Raw genomic sequence first — 19,345 nt, forward strand, 5'->3', positions numbered from 1 at the left:
AACCGCTGCGCTCGCCTCCACCGTCATGGTGTTAGGCCTGCCCGTCGTAGGCGCACACGCGGCCGGCGGTCCCAACGCCGCCGCGGACGCCCGGGCCAGGTCCGGCAGCGCCCTCCGCGCCCACCCGGCCGCCGACGTCACCGACGGCGACGCCGACACCTACTGGCAGGCCGGAAAGAAGTCCGCCCAGTGGGTGCAGACCGACCTCGGCCGGACCGAACGCGTCCGCCAGGTCGTACTGCGGCTGCCCGCCGACTGGCAGACCCGCAAGCAGACGCTGGCCCTCCAGGGCAGTGCCGACGGCAAGAGCTTCGCCACGCTCAAGTCGTCGGCCCAGTACGTCTTCAGCCCCGGCAACGGCAACACGGTCAAGATCTCCTTCCCCGCGACCCTCGCCCGGTACGTGCGCGCCGACTTCAGCAAGAACTCGGTCGCCTCCACCGCCCAGCTCGGTGAGATGCAGGTCTTCACGGCCGCCGCCACGACCTCCAACCTCGCCCTGGGCAAGACCTTCACCGAGAGCGGGCACGCCGACGTCTACCCGGCGGCCAACGCCGGTGACGGCAACCGGGCCACCTACTGGGAGAGCACGAACAACGCCTTCCCCCAGTGGCTCAAGGTCGACCTCGGATCGTCGGTCAGGGTGAACCAGGTGATCCTGCGGCTGCCTGGTGGATGGCCGAGCCGCAGTCAGACGCTCAAGATCCAGGGCTCGACCGACAACCAGAACTTCACCGACCTGACGGCCTCGCAGGCGTACCCCTTCGACGGCGGCAACGACCAGTCGGCGACCGTCAGCTTCGACGCCACCACGACGCGCTGGGTGCGTGTGCTGTTCACCGCCAACACCGGCTGGCCCGCAGGACAGTTGTCCGAGCTCGAGGTCTACGGACCGGCCACCGGTGACACCCAGGCACCCAGCGCCCCGACGAACCTGGGCTACACCGAGCCGGCCACCGGCCAGATCAGGCTGACCTGGAACGCGGCCACCGACGACACCGGGGTGACCGGCTACGACGTGTACGCCAACGGCCAGCTGCGGGCGAGCGTCGCCGGTAACGTCCTCACCTACACCGACACCCAGCCGACCGGCAGCGACATCACCTACTACGTCCGTGCCAAGGACGCCGCGGGCAACGTCTCCGCCGACAGCAACAGCGTGACCCGCACCGGAGCGAACGGCGACACCCAGGCGCCCACGGCGCCCGGCAACCTCGCCTACACACAGTCCGGCAACGACGTGAAGCTCACCTGGCAGGCGTCGACCGACAACGTCAAGGTCACCGGCTACGACGTGTACGCGGGCAACCAGCTCCTCAGGTCCGTGGCGGGCGACGTCACGACGTACACCGACACCCCGTCGGCCGCGGCGACGGTCACCTACTACGTGAAGGCCAAGGACGCCGCCGGGAACGTGTCGGCGGCGAGCAACAGCGTCACCCGGCCCGGTTCCGGCTCCGGCTCCGACCTCGCCCAGGGCAAGCCCATCGAGGCCTCCTCCTACACCTTCACCTACGTCGCCGCCAACGCCAACGACGGCCAGACCAGCACCTATTGGGAGAGCGCGAGCGGCGCCTACCCGGCCACCCTCACCACCAGGCTGGGCGCCAACGCCGACCTCAGCCAGGTCGTCGTCAAGCTCAACCCGGACGCGGTCTGGTCCACGCGCACCCAGAACATCCAGGTGCTCGGCCGCGACCAGGACGCGACGGCCTTCACGAGCCTCGCGGCGGCGAAGGACTACACCTTCAACCCGTCCAGTGGCAACACCGTGACGATCCCGGTCTCCGGCGCGGCCGCGGACATCCAGCTCAAGTTCACCGCCAACTCCGGCGCTCCGGGCGCGCAGGTCGCCGAGTTCCAGGTGATCGGCACCCCGGCCGCCAACCCGGACCTCAAGGTCACCGGCGTCACGAACACACCCGCCGCCCCGGTGGAGACGGACGCCGTCAGCCTCTCGGCAACCGTCACCAACAGCGGCACCAAGGCGTCGAAGGCCACCGACCTGAACTTCACGCTCGGCGGTACGAAGGCCGCCACGGCGGACGTCCCGGCCCTCGCGGCCGGCGAGTCGAAGACGGTCACCGCGAGCATCGGCACCCGGGACGCGGGCAGTTACGCGCTCGGCGCCGAGGTGGACCCGTCGAACAAGGTCATCGAGCAGAACGAGGCGAACAACGTCTTCACCCGCTCCGACGCCCTTGTCGTCAAGCCGGTCTCCAGCTCCGACCTGGTCGCCGCACCGGTCGCGTGGACCCCGTCCAGCCCGTCGGCCGCCGATGACGTCAAGTTCACCGTCGCGATCAAGAACCAGGGAACGACGGCCTCGGCCTCGGGCGCCCACGGTGTGACGCTGACGATCCAGGACTCGGGCGGCGCCACCGTCAAGACCCTGACCGGCTCCTACAGCGGCGCCATCGCGGCCGGTCAGACGACCGTACCCGTCAGCCTGGGTTCGTGGACGGCCGTCAACGGCAAGTACACCGTCAAGACCGTCATCGCCGACGACGCCAACGAACTGCCGGTCAAACGCGCCAACAACACCACCACCCAGCCCCTGTTCGTCGGCCGCGGCGCGGACATGCCGTACGACATGTACGAGGCCGAGGACGGCACGGTCGGCGGCGGAGCCAAGGTCGTCGGCCCGAACCGGACCATCGGCGACCTCGCCGGCGAGGCCAGCGGCCGCAAGGCGGTCACCCTCAGCGCGACCGGCCAGTACGTCGAGTGGACCACCCGTGCGGCCACCAACACCCTGGTGACCCGCTTCTCCGTCCCCGACGGCACCGACACGACACTGAACGTCTACGTGGACGGTCAGTTCCTCAAGGCGATCGATCTGACCTCGAAGTACGCCTGGCTGTACGGCAACGAGACCGCGCCCGGCAACTCGCCCGGCTCGGGTGCGCCCCGCCACATCTACGACGAGGCGAACCTGCTGCTCGGCAAGACCGTTCCGGCCGGTTCCACGATCCGGCTCCAGAAGGACGCGGCCAACACCTCCACCTACGCCATCGACTTCATCAACACCGAACAGGCGACCGCGGCTGCCAACCCCGACCCGGCCGCATACGCCGTTCCGGCCGGCTTCTCACACCAGGACGTGCAGAACGCGCTCGACAAGGTCCGCATGGACACGACGGGCAAGCTCGCCGGTGTCTATCTGCCCGCCGGGGACTACGAGACCTCCAGCAAGTTCCAGGTCTACGGCAAGGCGGTCAAGGTCGTCGGAGCCGGACCGTGGTTCACCCGGTTCCACGCGCCTTCCTCGCAGGAGAACACCGACATCGGCTTCCGGGCCGATGCCACCGCCAAGGGCTCGACGTTCGCAGGGTTCGCCTACTTCGGCAACTACACGTCCCGCATCGACGGCCCGGGCAAGGTGTTCGACTTCTCCAACGTCTCCGACATCACCCTCGACAACATCTGGGTCGAGCACATGGTGTGCCTCTACTGGGGCGCCAACACCGACAACATGACCATCCAGAACTCCCGCATCCGGGACATGTTCGCCGACGGCATCAACATGACGAACGGCTCCACGGACAACCACGTCGTCAACAACGACGCCCGGGCCACGGGCGACGACAGCTTCGCCCTCTTCTCGGCGATCGACGCGGGCGGGGCCGACGAGAAGAACAACCTCTACGAGAACCTGACCTCCACCCTCACCTGGCGGGCCGCCGGAATCGCCGTCTACGGCGGCTACAACAACACCTTCCGCAACATCCGTGTCGCCGACACCCTGGTCTACTCCGGCATCACGATCTCCTCGCTGGACTTCGGCTACCCGATGAACGGCTTCGGGACCGAGCCCACGACGATCGAGAACGTCTCTCTGGAAAGGACCGGCGGCCACTTCTGGGGCTCGCAGGTCTTCCCGGCCGTCTGGGCGTTCTCCGCCTCCAAGGTCTTCCAGGGCATCCGCGTCAACGACGTCGACATCGACGACTCCACCTACGGAGGCGTGATGTTCCAGACCAACTACGTCGGCGGTCAGCCGCAGTTCCCGGTGAAGGACACGATCTTCACCGACATCTCCATCACCAACTCCAAGAAGAGCGGGGACGCCTTCGACGCCAAGTCCGGGTTCGGTATCTGGGCCAACGAACTCCCGGAACCCGGCCAGGGCCCCGCCGTCGGTGAAGCCACCTTCCGCAACCTGCGGATGAGCGGCAACGCCCAGGACATCCGCAACACGACCAGCACGTTCAAGATCAACGTCGAGTAGACCACGAGAAGCACCGAACGGCACGGGGTCTCTCTCCAAGGAGCGAGGCCCCGTGCCGTCGTGCTGAGTACAGGTCGGCGGCAACGTGAGAAATTCGCCTCCAAGACGGAGCGAGATTTCTTCGGCTGCACCCAACTCCCAACGGCAGCACGCCTGTTCATGATAGAGTTCCAAGGAATTCGGGGGACGTAACACAAAGCAGAGGAATGGCATGAACAGCAAGAAGATTGCGGCTCGACGTCTTACGGCCGAGCAGGTTTCGGAATTGAGCCTCGGGGACGAGATCTTCGTCTCGGCGCAGACGGAGGGCCTTTCTCTCGATTGCTACGCTCCGGCTTTCCTTACGAAGCCGGGTATGAAGTTCGAGGGAGGGGCTTTCATTGCGAAGACGGTCTTCGGTGAGGAAATCCACGTTCTCCCGGACAACGAGGACGAGCCTGGGATCTATGTACCCGACGAGGCCGGGGAAGAGATCGAGGTTCTCCAGAGCGCTGGAGTCCTTTTGAATCTCGCTCTTTTCGTGCCCGGCGGGGACGAGCAGTCTCTGGAGAAGCTCTACACCGCTGCACGGGAGGCGTTCGGCGCCGGGATCGTCCAGCGCTGGACCGAGGGAGTCGTCCAGGTGGCAGACGTCAAGGTCGACCTGTTCGAGGAGCCGACTCGGGGGCGGAAGGGCGCGAGCGGTATCCGCGACCGCCGTGCCATGGACATCTACCCCAGCCGAGCGCAGTTCATGGAGCCCAGCGACGGCTGGAAGTTCGTCATGGAGCCGCACAAGCAGGTCATCGATGACACCCCCACCATCTGAGCGACTGTGTCCGGTGCGCCGGCAGTAGGGCACGGGCGGTGAACCATTACTGGACATGGCGCCGGGACTCGACCCGACGACTCGGTTCCGCCGGACGGTTCGCAGGAAAGCCCCTCCACCTCGGAGGGGCTTTTCGTGTTTTCCGCTGCCTTGACGCGGTGCGGCGCTACGAGTGGCGCCGCGACGATCGAGCGGCTGCGCTCCGCGCCGACGCCGGCCTCCGAACACAGAACGAGGGCCGCGACCGTAAGGTCGAGGCCCTCGCAGTTCTTGTCTTCGTATCGACAAGCAGTGTGTCCGAGGGGGGACTTGAACCCCCACGCCCGATAAAGGGCACTAGCACCTCAAGCTAGCGCGTCTGCCATTCCGCCACCCGGACAGGGTGTGTGTCGCGCGAGTGCTCCCCGCGGCGACGAAGGAAACATTACCAGGCTTCCGGGGCGACCGATCACGCCCCGTCCCCGGCCTGGTCCGCTCGTGAACGGCGTGTGACGGGCCGGAGCCGTTCTTGGGGCGCGCTGGGCGGCGGAGGGAGGATGAGGAGAGACGACCAGCAGCGACAGCGCGGGAGGAAGCAGCGTGAGCGACACGGACACGACCAGGGGCGTCACCGGCGAGGACGAGGTCGTGGACCTCTGCCGCGAGCTGATCCGCATCGACACCAGCAACTACGGCGACCACTCGGGGCCGGGCGAGCGCAAGGCGGCGGAGTACGTCGCCGAGAAGCTCGCCGAGGTCGGCCTGGAGCCCGAGATCTTCGAATCGCACCCGGGCCGCGCCTCCACCGTGGCCCGTATCGAGGGCACGGACCCCTCCCGGCCCGCCCTGCTCATCCACGGCCACACCGACGTCGTGCCCGCCAACGCCGCGGACTGGACCCACGGCCCGTTCTCCGGCGAGGTCGCCGACGGCTGCGTGTGGGGGCGGGGCGCCGTCGACATGAAGGACATGGACGCCATGACCCTCGCCGTGGTGCGGGACCGGCTGCGCACCGGGCGCAGGCCGTCCCGCGACATCGTCCTCGCCTTCCTCGCCGACGAGGAGGCCGGCGGTACCTGGGGCGCCCGCCACCTCGTCGACCGGCATCCCGGTCTCTTCGAGGGCGTCACCGAGGCGATCAGCGAGGTCGGCGGGTTCTCCTTCACGGTCAGCGAGCAGCGCCGGCTCTATCTGATCCAGACGGCCGAGAAGGGCATGCACTGGATGAGGCTGAAGGTGGCGGGCACCGCCGGGCACGGCTCCATGATCCACCGGGACAACGCGATCACCGAGCTGTCCGAGGCCGTCGCCCGCCTCGGCCGGCACCGCTTCCCGGTCCGGGTCACCAAGACCACCCGCGCCTTCCTCGACGAACTCGGCGACGCCCTCGGTACCGAACTCGACCCCGAGGACATGGAGGCGACCCTCGCCCGGCTCGGCGGCATCGCCAAGCTCATCGGCGCGAGCCTCAGCAACACCGCCAACCCCACGCAGTTGAACGCCGGCTACAAGGTGAACGTCATCCCCGGCGAGGCCACCGCCCATGTCGACGGCCGCTTCCTGCCCGGCCACGAGGAGGAGTTCCTCGCCGACCTCGACGCCGTCCTCGGCCCCAAGGTGATCCGCGAGGACGTGCACGCCGACAAGGCCGTCGAGACCTCCTTCGACGGCGCCCTCGTCGAGGCCATGCAGTCGGCGCTGCTCGCCGAGGACCCGGCCGCCAAGGCGGTCCCCTACATGCTCTCCGCCGGCACCGACGCCAAGTCCTTCGACGACCTCGGTATCCGCGGCTTCGGCTTCGCCCCGCTGAAGCTGCCGCCGGAGCTGGACTTCGCCGGGATGTTCCACGGGGTGGACGAGCGGGTCCCGGTGGACGGGCTGAAGTTCGGGGTCCGGGTGCTCGACCGGTTCATCGACGCGGCGTGAGCGGAAAAGGCAGTCCGCCGGTCGGTTGTCGGGGCGGTCAGGAAATTCGTCCGGGTGTACGGAATGCACTGAGAAGAGTGAATGCGACCATAAGCTAGTAGCTCCATTACTCCCTCCTCGTTACAGCTCATGCGATCCGCGATAGGTGATCGCATTGCCAACTAGGAGGAACAATGATCAAGAAGGTCGTCGCCGCCGCAATCGCCACCGGTGGACTGGTGCTGGCGGGCGCGGGCCTCGCCGTTGCCGACTCGGGCGCTCAGGGTGCCGCCGTGCACTCCCCGGGTGTCGCCTCCGGCAACGTGGTCCAGGTGCCCGTGCACATCCCGGTGAACGTGTGCGGCAACACGATCTCCGCGATCGGCCTGCTGAACCCCGCCTTCGGCAACGCCTGCGTCAACAAGTGACGTCCACCCGCTGAGGGCGGCGTCCGCGTATTCGGCGTAGTCGGTATCTTCCGGGTATTCCGGCCCCGGAGCGCGCGCCATGCGCTCCGGGGCCGTTCCCTTTCTTACGCACCTCTCTTACGCGCCGCCTTTGCGGACGGGTATTCGGTATTCCGTGACAGGAATAGGATTCAGAGGCAGGGATTCAGTAATGCGACAAGGCACCCGCAAGGGCCTGATGACCGTGGCCGCCGCGACAGGCGTCCTCGCCGCCGCGAGCGGCTATGCGCACGCCGACTCCATCGCGAGCGGCTCCACCCACCGCTCACCGGGCGTGCTCTCCGGCAACACCGTGCAGGCTCCGGTGCATGTGCCGGTGAACGTCTGCGGCAACACGATCAGCGTCGGCGGGATTTTCAACCCGGCGGCCGGCAACCGGTGCGGCAACGGGGACAGCGGCTCGTCCGGCGGGTACGGAGACTCCGGAGGCGGCTCCACCGCCGAGGGGCGGGCCGGTGACTCGCCCGGGGTGGCGTCCGGCAACCATGTGCAGGCTCCGATCGATGTGCCGGTGAACGTCTGCGGCAACACCGTGGACATCATCGGCATCGGCAACCCGGCGGCGGGCAACGGCTGCGGGGACAGCGGGGGCGGAAGCGGTAGCGGTAGCGGTGGTGCCGGGGGAGGGGGCGGCGGCGGTACGACTCCGGGTGGCGGAGGCGGCGGTGGAGGCGGCGGTGGAGGCGGCGGTGGGGGTACGACGCCGGGGCAGCCGGGTGGTCCTGGCACGCCGGGGCATCCCGGGCAGCCTGGTCAGCCCGGCGGTCCCGGTCAGCCCGCTCAGCCTGGCGGTCCCGGTGGCCACTCCAGTACGCAGGTCGGCGCCTCCCACGACAACGGAACCGGAACCGGAACCGGAACCGGTGGAAGCGGTGGCAACGGCGAACGCGGCCGGTCCGACGTCACCGGGATGTCCGACACCGCCCTCGGCCAGCTCGCCCACACCGGCAGCGACATGCCGCTCGGCATCGTGCTCCCGACCGGCGCCGGAGCACTGCTGGCGGGCGCCGTTCTGTACCGCAGGGCCCGCGCCGCGCGGTGACCGGAGCGGAAACAGTGCCGAAAACGGAACGGGCCCCATGGGGAGGGGCCCGTTCCGTTCAGTCGCCTCGCATCACCACGTGGCGCGTACCTGACGAATGATCCGTCGGCGCAAACGCACCCTGCGGCTGCCGTCGCGCATGAGGCTCAGTCGGTCCAACTCCCAGTGTCCGTACTCGGCATGGTCCGTCAGTAGACGCGTCGCGTCCTTGCGGGACACCCCGCGCGGTACGTACACGTCGACAAATTCGTATTCCGGCATCGCATCTATTGTGCGGGCTGGGGCCCTGTACGGATAGCGTCTGCACTATGTCTGATGCTGCGCAGCCCACCGCTGCCGAGGTACGCGCCGCCGCTGAGGCGGTCAAGACCGCGCTCGACCGCCATCTGGCCGCGGTCGAACGCAGGTCGGGTGAGGACGACCCGGCCGTCTACGAGGCGTTCAACGAGCTGGCCGCGGCCGCCGAGACGTACGACGAACTGCTCTACGAACGCCATGACGAGGTCACGCCCTTCGAGATCCCCGGCGCGGAGGACACTTTGCCGCCGTACGCGGGTCCCGAGGAGCCGAACGCGTTGAGCGTGCTGATCCGCCGCGACTACGTGGTGGCCGATCAGCAGCGACTGCTGGCGCAGGCCGGGCGGATCGAGGCGGCCGAGAACGTGGGCGGCGTGGGCGAGGACACGGCCGGGACCGTGCACGGGGCGCTGGGCGTCCTGTTCGGTGAGTACGAGCCGGACGAGATCGCCTCCCGGCACAAGGAGTTCGGGCTGGAGGAGGGCGACTCCACGCTGTGGGTGACAGCGGCGGACGAACCGGCTGAGCCGGGCGAGTGGCTGGAGGCGCCGTTCGAGCAGGTCGATCCGCAGCGGGTGGTCTGCCGCTTCGACGTGAGCGCGGTCTTCGACGAGGAGGCGGACGATCTCGACGACGACCTGGACGACGAGATTGAGGACGACCTGGACCTCGACGAGGACGAGGACCTGGAGCCCCTGGACGCGGAGCGCTGAGCGCGCTGGAAGGGCCGCGGTGTGCCGTCTGTCGTCTGCGGCACCGTCGTGGCTGGTCACGCAGTTCCCCGCGCCCCTTCAGAGCGCTGCCGAATCGCAGCGGACTTGGCCCGACCTGCCAGCGGCGGCTGGTCCGGCTCCGGTAACCCGGCCGGGCACCGGCGGCGGGGCCGCACGGCGGACATGGTGCCTGGCAACGGCCGGCCGTCGAGGACATGCCTCTGCGGCCGCCGTCGCCGTTCGGAGGGGTGGCGCGCACGCGGTGGGCGTCGCGCCGGGGCGGCAGCGGCCTGCGCAGGACGCCGGGACCGAGGCGATCCTGCGGGCGGGGCCTGTCGCAGGCGGCGGGCTCGGAGGCCGGTGGGCGAAGGAGCTGCACGTTGCAGCGGACGCCGGCGGCGGGGTGTTTGCCGCTGGTGGGGCGCCCCGCCCTGGGTGTGCCGCCGGGGCGCCTGCGCTCAGTCGGCCGTCGGGATCTGCTGCTTCAGCAGGACCGGCAGGCGGGTGGTGCGGGGCTTGTGCGGGATGTCCGCGACGGCACGGGGGAGTGCCTGTTCCACGCCGTGCACCACGGACAGATGGCGGCTCGCCCGGCTGAACGCCGTGTAGACCCATGGTCTGCTGAGCGCCTGTGCCGCATCGCCGGGCAGCACCACGACCGCCGCCGGCCACCGGGTGCCCACCGCCTGGTGCGCGGTCAGCGCCCACCCGTGCCGTACGGACTGCTCCACCCGCTCCCGTGCCACCACGACGGACCCGCCCGGCACTTCGAGGTGCAGGCCCTCCGCGTCCGCCGACGCCACGCGCCCCCGTACCGTACGTCCCGGCGCGGGGGAGTAGGCGACCAGGTCACCCGGGTCGAAGCCGCCGAACCGCCCCGGGCCGGGGTTGAGCCGCTCCTTCACGGCCGCGTTCAGCGCCCGCGTGCCCGCCGCGCCGCCGTGGCCCGGGGTGACGACCACCGTCTCCCCGGCCGGGATGCCGAAGGCCCTCGGCACGGAGTCCGCGACCAGTTGCACCGTCCGGTGCACCGCCTCGCCCGCGTTCCGCACCGGCACGATGACGACCTCCTTGCCGGGCGCCGCCACCTGCTGGAGCTCGCCGGCACCGATACCGGAGACCAGTTCGCCCAGCGGGCCGGTGTCCGGCACCCGGGACGCGACCAGCGGGCAGACCTTCGCCGCCAGCAGATCCGCGAACACCCGCCCGGGACCGGCCGACCACAGCACCCCGGGATCACCGGCCGCCACCAGACGCACGCCGTCCGGCAGCGACTCGACGAGCAGGGCCGCCGTCTCGACGTCCAGCTGCGGTGCGTCGAGCACGACGAGGAGGTCCAGGTCCAGCGCGCCGTCCGCGTCCCGGCCAGGCCCCTCCGCACCGGCCAGCAGCCCCGCCACCGTGGTGACGGGCGCCGTCGCCTGGGCGGCCCCCTCCGGAGCGCCGGGGCGGGACACCGGGGCCGCCGCGAAGTCCGTCCGGCCGCCCGGCGTGTGGGCGGCGGCCCAGGCGCGCAGTCCGAGCCCCCGTGCCGCGACGACCAGCGCCGCCGGATCGACGACGGACGCCGGGCCACCGGTGTGCAGCACCAGGCCGTGGCCCGCCACCGCACGGATCAGCTCACCGGCGGAACCTCGGGCCCCGGCGGCGGCCCGCTCCCAGCCTTCGGCCGGACCGTCCTCCTTGGGCACCGAGTTGATCAGCCGGGCCAGTCCGTCGGCGAGGCTCTCCTCGGCGAGCGCGTACCGCTCCAGCCCGACCAGCACTCGCACCGGACGCTCCGCAGCGTCCTCCGTGCCCTCCGCGCTCTCCTCGCCCTCTCCGGCCGTGTCCGCGGCCTGCCGGGCCTGCCGGGACTGCGGGGCGGCTGAGGGCTCGTCCAGGGCGTCCTGGAAGACCAGCACCTCGCCGTCGCCGATCACGCCGTTCAGGGCCTCGTCCGGGTCCGGGACACCCAGCTTGGCCAGCGCGGCGGTGAGCGCCGGTGCCTCCAGCGCCGTATGCCCGGCGAGGGCGGCCTGCTCCAGCAGCCAGCCGGTGACCGCCCGGACCCGCCGCTCGTCGTCCGGACCGCACTCCGTGCCCAGCAGGGCCCGCGCGAAGCCGTCGGCCTGCTCGGGCCGTACCCCGGCGACCCGCAGCAGCTGCCAGGGGTCGTCACGCAGCACCGTGTCCGCGCCGTCGCCCAGGCTGGTGGCCGCCTGCGCCGCCAGCGACTCGGGGGCACCGCCCTCGGTGAGCACCTGCCCTACGGCGTCGACGGTCCCCGCGCCGGGCACCGCGGCCGGGGCGGGCGCGGGCTGCGGACGCCGGACCGGTTCGGGGGCGGGACGGCGCGGCGCCGCAGGCTCGGCGAAGACGGTCGCCGCCGGTTTCGCACCGCCCTCCACGGCCCGCACGGCCGCGAGCAGATCGGCCGCCTTGCCGCTCAGCTTGGCCCCGCTCTCGATGGGCCCGTTCCTCTCCGCCTTCCGCCGAGCGATCCGCTCCCGCTCGACCCGCTGCGCCGCCAACTCGGCGTCCGCCTCGGACAACTGCCTGCCCCCGGAGCCCTCTTCCCCGTCACCGCGACGCTCGGCTTCACCGGAAGGCCCGCCCGGCCCGTCGGGCCCATCCTCGGGATCGCCCCGGTCGTCAGGACGCGGACTCCGCCCGATCCCGTCCGCATCCGTGCCGTCGGCGTCCGCGTCCCGCTCGGATCCGCCCGTCTCCGCCTGGTCCGCGCCGCCCTCGCTGGTCCTGGACGTCCCGTGCTCGCGTGCACGCCGGCCGTCGGTGTCCGCGCCGTACCCACTCGCAGGCGTACGCCGCCCGCCTTCCCCGTGGTCCGCTTCCCCCACAGCCCCCACCCCCATGTCGTCCCCGCCCCCGTCGACCGCCCCCGCCCGGACGCCCGCGCCGCCCGCATCGCCCCCCGCGTCCGCCCCCGGCGCCCCCGCGCCCCCGGCACCCGTACCCTTCGCCGTGGCGCCGCCGCGGGCCCCCGCATCCGTGCCCGCCGGACCCGCCGAAGGCCCCGCAGCCCCCGCCCCCTCCCCGCCGGGGCCCTCCGGTCCGGGGTTTCGGGTGGTGTCCGGTTCCGTGGTCACAGCGTGCTCCAGTCGTGATCGGGATAGCGGTGCACGGGCGCCGACACATCGTCGAGAGCCCGGCAGATCTCGTCAGGAAGACTAAGCGCCTCCACTGACAACGCCGCCGTGAGCTGCTGCGCGTTGCGCGGGCCGATGATCGGGGCGGCCACGCCGGGCCGGTCGCGGACCCAGGCGAGAGCCACCTGGAGCGGGGTGACGGCGAGCCCGTCGGCGGCTGTCTGGAGGGCGTCGACGATATGGCTCGCGGTGTCGTCGAGGTACGGCTCGACGAACGGCGCGAGATGCTCCGAGGCGCCACGGGAGTCCGGCGGCACGGCGTTCCGGTACTTGGCCGTCAGCACACCCCGGCCCAGCGGCGACGACGGCAGCAGGCCGATGCCCAGGTCGAGCGCCGCGGGCAGCACCTCGCGCTCCACGCCCCGCTGGAGCAGCGAGTACTCCATCTGGGTGCTGGCCAGCCGGGTCCGCACCCCGGGCGCCGCCAGCTGCCAGGTCGCCGCCTTCGCCAGTTGCCAACCGCAGAAGTTGGAAACCCCCGCGTAGCGCGCCCGGCCGCTGCCGACGGCCAGGTCGACGGCCTGGAGGGTCTCCTCCAGCGGTGTGTCGGGGTCGTAGGCGTGCACGTGCCACACATCGACGTAGTCCGTGCCCAGCCGGGCGAGCGAGGCGTCCAGCGCGGAGAGCAGATGCGCGCGCGAGCCGTTGAAACGGCGGTCGGGGTCCGGGACGCTGCCCGCCTTGGTCGACACGACCAGGTCACGGCGCGGCACCAGCCCGTCGAGCAGCCGGCCCAGCAGATACTCGGACTCCCCGTCGCCGTACACGTCCGCGGTGTCTACGAGCGTCCCGCCCGCCTCCCAGAACGCCTTCAGCATGTCCGCGGCGTCGTGCTCGTCGGTGCCCCGGCCCCAGGTGAGGGTGCCGAGCCCGATACGGGACACACGCAGGCCGGTACGGCCGAGATGCCTCTGCTCCATGAACGCCGAGATTACTGGCCAGAACTGCCGGAACGGGTTGCCTGTGGACAACCGATTTCCGCAGGGGAACGGCCGGAAGCGGCCCGGGCGGCCGGACGGCAGAGGCCGACGGCGGGCGAGGCGGCACGGCCCGACCGTACGGGGACCCTCTGCCCACCGTCGGTGCGCCGCGCTAGGGTCTGCCGCACAGGGACATTACTGACGAGTAAGGGGAGTCGGTCATGCAGCTCGGGATCAACCTCGGCTACTGGGGCGCCGGTATGGACGAGGACAACCTCGCCGTGGCCGAGGAGGCGGACCGCCTCGGGTACGCCGTCTGCTGGGCCGCGGAGGCCTACGGCTCCGACGCGCCCACGGTGCTGTCCTTCGTGGCGGCCCGCACCAGCCGTATCGACGTCGGCTCCGCCATCCTCCAGATCCCCGCCCGACAGCCCGCGATGACCGCGATGACCGCCGCCACCCTCGACTCGCTCTCCGGCGGCCGCTTCCGCCTCGGCCTCGGCGTCTCCGGGCCGCAGGTCTCCGAGGGCTGGTACGGCGTCAAGTTCGACAAACCGCTCGCCCGCACCCGCGAGTACGTCGAGATCGTGCGCAAGGCGATGACACGCGAAAGGCTGACGTACGAGGGCGCGCACTGGACACTGCCGCTGCCCGGCGGCCCCGGCAAACCCCTCAAACTGACCGTGCACCCGCAGCGCGAGCACATCCCCCTCTACATCGCCGCCATCGGGCCGAAGAACCTGGAGCAGACCGGCGAGATCGCCGACGGCGCCCTGCTGATCTTCCCCTCCGCCGAACACCTGGAGGACACCGCGATCACCCCGCTGCGCGCCGGACGCGAGAAGGCCGGCCTGGGCCTCGACGGCTTCGACGTGTGCCCCACCGTGCCGCTCGCCCTCGGCGACGACAAGGACGTCGCCGCGCTCGCCGACACCTTCCGCCCCTACACCGCCCTGTACGTCGGCGGCATGGGCAGCCGCAAGCAGAACTTCTACAACCAGCTCGCCCGGCGCATGGGCTACGAGAAGGAGGCCACCGAGATCCAGGACAAGTACCTGTCCGGCGACAAGAACGGCGCGGCGGCCGCCGTACCGCAGCAGCTCATCGACCAGACCACCCTGCTCGGCTCCGTCGAACGCATCGCCGACCGCATGAAGGCGTACGCGGCGGCGGGCGTCACCACCCTCACCCTCGCCCCGGCGGGCTTCACCCGCGACGAACGGATCGCCGCCGTCCGTGCCGGCACCGAGGCCCTGGAGCGCGCCGGACTCGCCTAGCCCACCGCAGAAGACCGCAGAAGACGGTAGCTCGGGCGACAGCGCCCGCCGGAGGGTTTCCGCGGCCGTGGTGGGGGCTCGGGGGTCTACCCCGCCACGGCCGTCACGGGGAACAACGCGCCCGGGCGCGCCCGGTTACGGCCCGCGCCCGACCCCCCGCGGTACGTCTTTCGGCGGAGTCGCCGAGCGCACCTGTTGCGACACCCCTCTGTCCGCATTTGACTCGTTCTTCACGGAGTGCGGCGGCACGGCGGCACCCGCAGAACCTGCGGAACCTGTGGAACCGGCGAAGAGGTGTTTCATGCTTTCGGCCAAGAGTCTGTTCCAGGAGATCCTCGGCAGCGACGAGTCCTACCGGCTCTTCTGCTCCATCGCGGCCAGCGGCGAGTCGCAGGGCGGCTGGGAGAACGCCCGGATCGCCGCCCTCGTCCCGCCGGACGAACGCGACCTGGCGCCCAAGATCACGCGGCACGGCGCCGACGAGGACAAGCATGGGCGCATCTTCAACGCCCTGCTCCACAAGCGCGGCCTCGAACCCGTGCCCGTCCCGTCCGACACCGACTACACGATGCTCCTGGAACGGCACGGCATCGGCCTCGCCCACGACAAGCTCAGGGCCGACCAGCCGCTCACCGTCGACGACATCGTCGTCTACCTCGCCCACAGCCGCGTCACCGAACAGCGCGCCTCCGAACAGATGCGGCTGCTGCGCAGACACTTCGCCGACCACCCCGACATCGGCCGCGCGGTCAAAATGATCTCCAACGACGAGGACAACCACCTCGCCTACTGCCACGAGGAACTCCTGCGCCTCGCCCGCGCCGGACACGGCCGCGCCATCCAGCGCGCCCTGCGGAAGTGCGCCCTCGCCGAGATCCGGATCTACCGCGACGTCAGCCTCGCCGTCATGGCCCACATGGGCCGCATCCTCGGCTGGCCGAAAGGCAAGTCGCTGGCGCTCGCCGCCGGCATCCACGGCGTGTACGCCTGGGAGCGGCTCGCCGGATGGCACCGCATGGTGTCCCTCACCATGCCGGAACGGCGCGACGCCCTCGGCGGCCCCGCCACCCCGGCCCCCGAGTTCGCCTGACCCGCCCGCCACCGGTACCCGCACAGTCACCCCAGGCCGTCACATCCAGCCGCGCCTCTTGAACAACCGGTACAGCAGCACCTCCAGCACGGCCATCACCAGGATCACCGCCGGGTACGACACCCTCCAGTGCAGCTCCGGCATGTGGTCGAAGTTCATGCCGTAGATCCCCGCGATCATCGTGGGGACCGCGGCCATCGCCGCCCACGCCGAGATCTTCCGCATGTCGTCGTTCTGCCGCACACTCATCTGCGCCAGATGCGCCGACAGGATGTCCGACACCAGCCGGTCCAGGCTGTCCACCGACTCGTTCACCCGCGTGAGATGGTCGGCCACGTCACGGAAGAACGGGCGCGACTTCTCGTGCACGAACGGCACCCCCGTACCGAACGCCGGGCTGCCCGCCAGCCGGGTCAGCGGCACCGTCAGCGGCCCGGTCGCCCGCCGGAACTCCAGGATCTGCCGCTTGAAGGCGTAGATCCTGGCCGCCGTGTGCCGCGCCACGCCGCCCTCCGGGGAGAACACCTCCGACTCCAGCTCGTCCAGGTCCGTCTGGAGCTCCGTCGCCACCTCCACATAGTGGTCCACCACGGCGTCCGCGATCGCGTACAGCACCGCCGTCGGCCCCTTCGCCAGCAGCTCCGGCTCCTGCTCCAGCCGCCGCCGCACGGCACCCAGCGGCGCGCCCTCGCCGTGCCGCACCGTCACCACGAAACCGTCGCCCAGGAACACCATCACCTCGCCGGTGGACACCACGTCGCTGTCCGGCTCGTACGACGCCGGCTTCAGCACCAGGAACAGCGAGTCCTCGAACACCTCCAGCTTCGGCCGCTGGTGTGCCTTCAGGGCGTCCTCGACGGCCAGTGGATGCAGCCCGAACTCGTCCGTGACGTGTGCGAACTCCCGTGCCGACGGCTCGTAGAGGCCGATCCACACGAACCCGCCCGAGGCCCGCGCCTCGTCCAGGGCGTCGGAGAAGTCGTCCGGGCCGGTCGTGCGGTGCCCGTCACGGTAGATGCCACAGTCGACGATCACGGTGCGCATTCTCCCGTCTTCCCCATGCCGCCGCCTCCCGTCCTCCGCACACCGCCGCCCGCCGGCGGCGTACGCCTACCCTGGGCGTCATGCCCACGCTGATCCTCGTCCGGCACGGACGTTCCACCGCCAACACCGACGGAGTGCTCGCCGGATGGACACCCGGCGTCGCCCTCGACGAGCGCGGCGCCGCCCAGGCCGCCGCACTGCCCGCGCGGCTCGCCGGCATCCCTCTCTCCGAAGTGGTCACCAGCCCCCTGCAACGCTGCCAGGAGACCGTACGCCCTCTCCTCGACGCCCGTCCCGGGCTGGGTGCCCACTCCGACGACCGGATCGGCGAGTGCCACTACGGCGACTGGTCGGGCCGCAAGCTCGCCGAGCTCAAGGACGAACCGCTCATGCAGGTGGTGCAGGCGCACCCCTCAGCGGCCGCCTTCCCCGGCGGGGAGTCCATGCGGGCCATGCAGACCCGCGCCGCCGAGGCCGTACGCGAATGGAATGCGCGCGTGGAGCGCGACCACGGCCCGGACGCGGTGTATCTCATGTGTTCGCACGGCGACATCATCAAGTCTCTCGTGGCGGACGCGCTCGGACTCCATCTCGACCTGTTCCAGCGGATCTCCGTGGAACCGTGCTCCGTCACAGCGATCCGCTACACCCGGCTGCGCCCGTTCCTCGTGCGCCTCGGCGACACCGGCGACCTCGCCTCCCTCGCGCCGCGCGAGACGCCCCCCGGTGACGACGCCCAAGTCGGAGGCGATGCGGGCGCAGCGTGATCGTCGCTCGCAGTAGGGTGAAGCGGTCCGCACCCGTCGTGCCCGCGCACGGACGTCACGCACACTCGAACCCCCATGGAGACAGGACGTGTCCCGTCAGGTGTTCCTCTACGACCCGCCGGACCGTTTCGTGGTCGGCACGGTCGGACTGCCCGGACGCCGTACGTTCTTCCTGCAGGCCACCGCCGGCCCCCGGGTGACCAGTGTGGTTCTGGAGAAGACACAGGTCGCAGCGCTCGCCGAACGCATGGACGAACTGCTCGACGAGGTCGTACGGCGCAGCGGCGGAAACGCCGCCGTACCCGCGATGGCGCCCACGGAGATCTCCGACACGGCTCCGCTGGACGTGCCCATCGAGGAGGAGTTCCGCGTCGGCACCATGGCACTCGCCTGGGACGGCGAGGAACAGCGCATGATCGTCGAGGCGCAGGCCCTCGTCGAACTCGACGCCGACTCCGAGGAGGACCTCGCCGAGGCCGAGGAGCGGCTGCTCCAGGACGAGGAGAACGGCCCCCCGATGCTGCGCGTCCGGCTCACCGGCCCCCAGGCCAGGGCCTTCGCCAAACGCGCCCTGGACGTCGTCAACGCCGGACGGCCGCCCTGCCCGCTGTGCAGCCTCCCGCTCGACCCGGAAGGACACGTATGCCCGCGCCAGAACGGATACCGCCGCGGGGCGTGACCGACGGCCCGGACCTCACCGACCTGCTCGTCCGCGGTGAACTGACCGTACGCGGCCGCATCCGCGACGCGTCCAACGCGGCCCTGTACTGCACGGTCGCGCGCGAAGGCCGGGAAGCGGCCTGCGTCTACAAACCCGTCGCCGGGGAGCGGCCGCTGTGGGACTTCCCCGATGGCACGCTCGCCGGGCGCGAGGTCGCCGCCTACGAGGTCTCCCGGGCGACCGGCTGGGACCTCGTCCCGCCCACCGTGCTGCGCGACGGTCCCTACGGCGAGGGCATGGTCCAGCTGTGGATCGACGCCGTGCCCGGCAGCGAACTGCTCGCCCTGGTGGACGGCGAGGAACCGGAGCCGGGCTGGAAGGCCATCGGGTTCGCCGAGGTCGGCGAGGGCAGGACCGCGCTGCTCGTGCACGCCGACGACGAACGGCTGCGCCGGCTCGCCGTCCTGGACGCCGTGATCAACAACGCCGACCGCAAGGGCGGCCACCTCCTGCCCGCCGACGGCGGCCACCTCTACGGCATCGACCACGGCGTCACCTTCAACGTGGAGCCCAAACTCCGCACCCTCCTGTGGGGCTGGGCAGGCGAACCCCTGACCCCGGAAGCCGTCCAGGTCCTCCAGACTCTCTCCGCGTCCCTGACCGACACCGGCCCGTTGACCACCCGCCTGACCCCCCACCTCACCCCAGCCGAAATAACCGCCACCCGCACCCGCACCACCACCCTCCTGACCACCGGCCACCACCCCGAACCCTCCGGCGACTGGCCCGCCATCCCCTGGCCCCCGGTCTGACCCGGCTCCAGTCGCCGGGCAGTCGACCCGCCCTCCGCCGGTCGGGTGCCGCAGGACCGGTGGCGCCCGGCCAGGCGGCTGACGGGCCCGGACCGGGTTGATCAGCACATCGCGAGCACACCGCGGCGTCCCGCGCAAGAGCGCGGTCCCGGCCATGCGGGCCCGGTCCGGTTCGTATACGGA

General features: G+C 71.0%; 15 protein-coding genes and 1 tRNA gene. 11 read left to right on the forward strand and 5 right to left on the reverse strand.

The window, feature by feature from the left end:
- Positions 1–25: 25 nt before the first annotated feature.
- Positions 26–4,231 (forward strand): discoidin domain-containing protein, encoded by a 4,206-nt coding sequence (locus ACSYGN_RS32725; protein ID WP_460402061.1) that lies wholly within the window; start codon positions 26–28, stop codon positions 4,229–4,231.
- Between the two features lie 211 nt (positions 4,232–4,442).
- Positions 4,443–5,039: a hypothetical protein gene (locus tag ACSYGN_RS32730; RefSeq protein WP_460402063.1), complete on the forward strand. Its 597-nt coding sequence runs from the start codon at positions 4,443–4,445 to the stop codon at positions 5,037–5,039.
- A 294-nt stretch (positions 5,040–5,333) separates the two neighbouring features.
- On the opposite strand, the gene ACSYGN_RS32735 is transcribed toward ACSYGN_RS32730, so the two are convergent.
- Positions 5,334–5,418 (reverse strand) — tRNA-Leu (locus tag ACSYGN_RS32735).
- 200 nt (positions 5,419–5,618) lie between these two features.
- Here ACSYGN_RS32735 and ACSYGN_RS32740 point away from each other — a divergent pair.
- The 3 genes from ACSYGN_RS32740 to ACSYGN_RS32750 all read left to right on the forward strand — a co-directional run bounded on the left by ACSYGN_RS32740 (position 5,619) and on the right by ACSYGN_RS32750 (position 8,432).
- Complete coding sequence (locus ACSYGN_RS32740) at positions 5,619–6,944, forward strand: M20/M25/M40 family metallo-hydrolase (RefSeq protein ID WP_460402065.1); 1,326 nt, start codon at positions 5,619–5,621, stop codon at positions 6,942–6,944.
- 173 nt (positions 6,945–7,117) lie between these two features.
- The gene (gene chpH / locus ACSYGN_RS32745; RefSeq protein WP_460402067.1) at positions 7,118–7,351 is read left to right on the forward strand and encodes a chaplin ChpH; all 234 of its coding nucleotides are present in this window, start codon (positions 7,118–7,120) and stop codon (positions 7,349–7,351) included.
- 190 nt (positions 7,352–7,541) lie between these two features.
- Positions 7,542–8,432: a chaplin gene (locus ACSYGN_RS32750; protein WP_460402069.1), complete on the forward strand. Its 891-nt coding sequence runs from the start codon at positions 7,542–7,544 to the stop codon at positions 8,430–8,432.
- A 72-nt stretch (positions 8,433–8,504) separates the two neighbouring features.
- Here the strand turns inward: ACSYGN_RS32750 and ACSYGN_RS32755 are convergent, their stop codons facing one another.
- The gene (locus ACSYGN_RS32755) at positions 8,505–8,693 is read right to left on the reverse strand and encodes a DUF5703 family protein (RefSeq protein WP_007380901.1); all 189 of its coding nucleotides are present in this window, start codon (positions 8,691–8,693) and stop codon (positions 8,505–8,507) included.
- Positions 8,694–8,740: 47 nt separating this feature from the next.
- Here ACSYGN_RS32755 and ACSYGN_RS32760 point away from each other — a divergent pair, with 47 nt between their 5' ends.
- Positions 8,741–9,442, forward strand: coding sequence for a hypothetical protein (locus ACSYGN_RS32760; protein WP_460402071.1), 702 nt, complete (start codon positions 8,741–8,743; stop codon positions 9,440–9,442).
- A 458-nt stretch (positions 9,443–9,900) separates the two neighbouring features.
- Here the strand turns inward: ACSYGN_RS32760 and ACSYGN_RS32765 are convergent, their stop codons facing one another.
- Both ACSYGN_RS32765 and ACSYGN_RS32770 read right to left on the reverse strand, forming a co-directional pair.
- Positions 9,901–12,531 carry a helix-hairpin-helix domain-containing protein gene (locus tag ACSYGN_RS32765; RefSeq protein ID WP_460402073.1) on the reverse strand — a complete coding sequence of 877 codons (2,631 nt, stop codon included), beginning with the start codon at positions 12,529–12,531 and terminating at the stop codon, positions 9,901–9,903.
- Complete coding sequence (locus tag ACSYGN_RS32770) at positions 12,528–13,511, reverse strand: aldo/keto reductase (RefSeq protein ID WP_460402075.1); 984 nt, start codon at positions 13,509–13,511, stop codon at positions 12,528–12,530. Before ACSYGN_RS32770 ends, ACSYGN_RS32765 begins: the two co-directional genes overlap by 4 nt.
- A 221-nt stretch (positions 13,512–13,732) precedes the next feature.
- Here ACSYGN_RS32770 and ACSYGN_RS32775 point away from each other — a divergent pair, with 221 nt between their 5' ends.
- Both ACSYGN_RS32775 and ACSYGN_RS32780 read left to right on the forward strand, forming a co-directional pair.
- A complete protein-coding gene (locus ACSYGN_RS32775) occupies positions 13,733–14,788 on the forward strand; it encodes an LLM class F420-dependent oxidoreductase (protein WP_460402077.1) in 1,056 nt (351 codons plus the stop codon).
- Positions 14,789–15,089: 301 nt separating this feature from the next.
- Entirely contained in the window at positions 15,090–15,878 is a 789-nt protein-coding gene (locus ACSYGN_RS32780; RefSeq protein WP_460402079.1) for a ferritin-like domain-containing protein, read from the forward strand.
- A 39-nt stretch (positions 15,879–15,917) separates the two neighbouring features.
- Here ACSYGN_RS32780 and corA read toward each other — a convergent pair whose 3' ends face one another.
- Positions 15,918–16,913 (reverse strand): magnesium/cobalt transporter CorA, encoded by a 996-nt coding sequence (gene corA / locus ACSYGN_RS32785; protein ID WP_460402081.1) that lies wholly within the window; start codon positions 16,911–16,913, stop codon positions 15,918–15,920.
- An 89-nt stretch (positions 16,914–17,002) separates the two neighbouring features.
- Between corA and ACSYGN_RS32790 the strand changes: the two genes are divergently transcribed.
- The 3 genes from ACSYGN_RS32790 to ACSYGN_RS32800 all read left to right on the forward strand — a co-directional run bounded on the left by ACSYGN_RS32790 (position 17,003) and on the right by ACSYGN_RS32800 (position 19,162).
- Positions 17,003–17,689, forward strand: a complete 687-nt coding sequence (locus ACSYGN_RS32790; RefSeq protein WP_460402083.1) for a histidine phosphatase family protein — start codon at positions 17,003–17,005, stop codon at positions 17,687–17,689.
- 88 nt (positions 17,690–17,777) lie between these two features.
- On the forward strand, positions 17,778–18,368 hold the full coding sequence (locus ACSYGN_RS32795) for a DUF3090 domain-containing protein (protein WP_460402085.1): 591 nt from the start codon (positions 17,778–17,780) through the stop codon (positions 18,366–18,368).
- Positions 18,332–19,162, forward strand: a complete 831-nt coding sequence (locus ACSYGN_RS32800) for an SCO1664 family protein (RefSeq protein ID WP_460402087.1) — start codon at positions 18,332–18,334, stop codon at positions 19,160–19,162. The genes ACSYGN_RS32795 and ACSYGN_RS32800 overlap by 37 nt, the downstream gene beginning before the upstream one ends.
- The last annotated feature ends 183 nt before the right edge of the window (positions 19,163–19,345 follow it).

It is taken from the genome of Streptomyces sp. YIM S03343, from assembly GCF_054729195.1.

Coding starts and splice junctions, on each gene's coding strand:
- ACSYGN_RS32725 (WP_460402061.1), top strand. CDS start 26: ATGGTGTTAGGCCTGCCCGTCGTAGGCGCACACGCGGCCGGCGGTCCC.
- chpH (WP_460402067.1), top strand. CDS start 7,118: ATGATCAAGAAGGTCGTCGCCGCCGCAATCGCCACCGGTGGACTGGTG.
- ACSYGN_RS32790 (WP_460402083.1), top strand. CDS start 17,003: ATGCCCACGCTGATCCTCGTCCGGCACGGACGTTCCACCGCCAACACC.
- ACSYGN_RS32770 (WP_460402075.1), bottom strand. CDS start 13,511: ATGGAGCAGAGGCATCTCGGCCGTACCGGCCTGCGTGTGTCCCGTATC.
- ACSYGN_RS32755 (WP_007380901.1), bottom strand. CDS start 8,693: ATGCCGGAATACGAATTTGTCGACGTGTACGTACCGCGCGGGGTGTCC.
- ACSYGN_RS32775 (WP_460402077.1), top strand. CDS start 13,733: ATGCAGCTCGGGATCAACCTCGGCTACTGGGGCGCCGGTATGGACGAG.
- ACSYGN_RS32780 (WP_460402079.1), top strand. CDS start 15,090: ATGCTTTCGGCCAAGAGTCTGTTCCAGGAGATCCTCGGCAGCGACGAG.
- ACSYGN_RS32800 (WP_460402087.1), top strand. CDS start 18,332: ATGCCCGCGCCAGAACGGATACCGCCGCGGGGCGTGACCGACGGCCCG.
- ACSYGN_RS32730 (WP_460402063.1), top strand. CDS start 4,443: ATGAACAGCAAGAAGATTGCGGCTCGACGTCTTACGGCCGAGCAGGTT.
- ACSYGN_RS32760 (WP_460402071.1), top strand. CDS start 8,741: ATGTCTGATGCTGCGCAGCCCACCGCTGCCGAGGTACGCGCCGCCGCT.
- ACSYGN_RS32750 (WP_460402069.1), top strand. CDS start 7,542: ATGCGACAAGGCACCCGCAAGGGCCTGATGACCGTGGCCGCCGCGACA.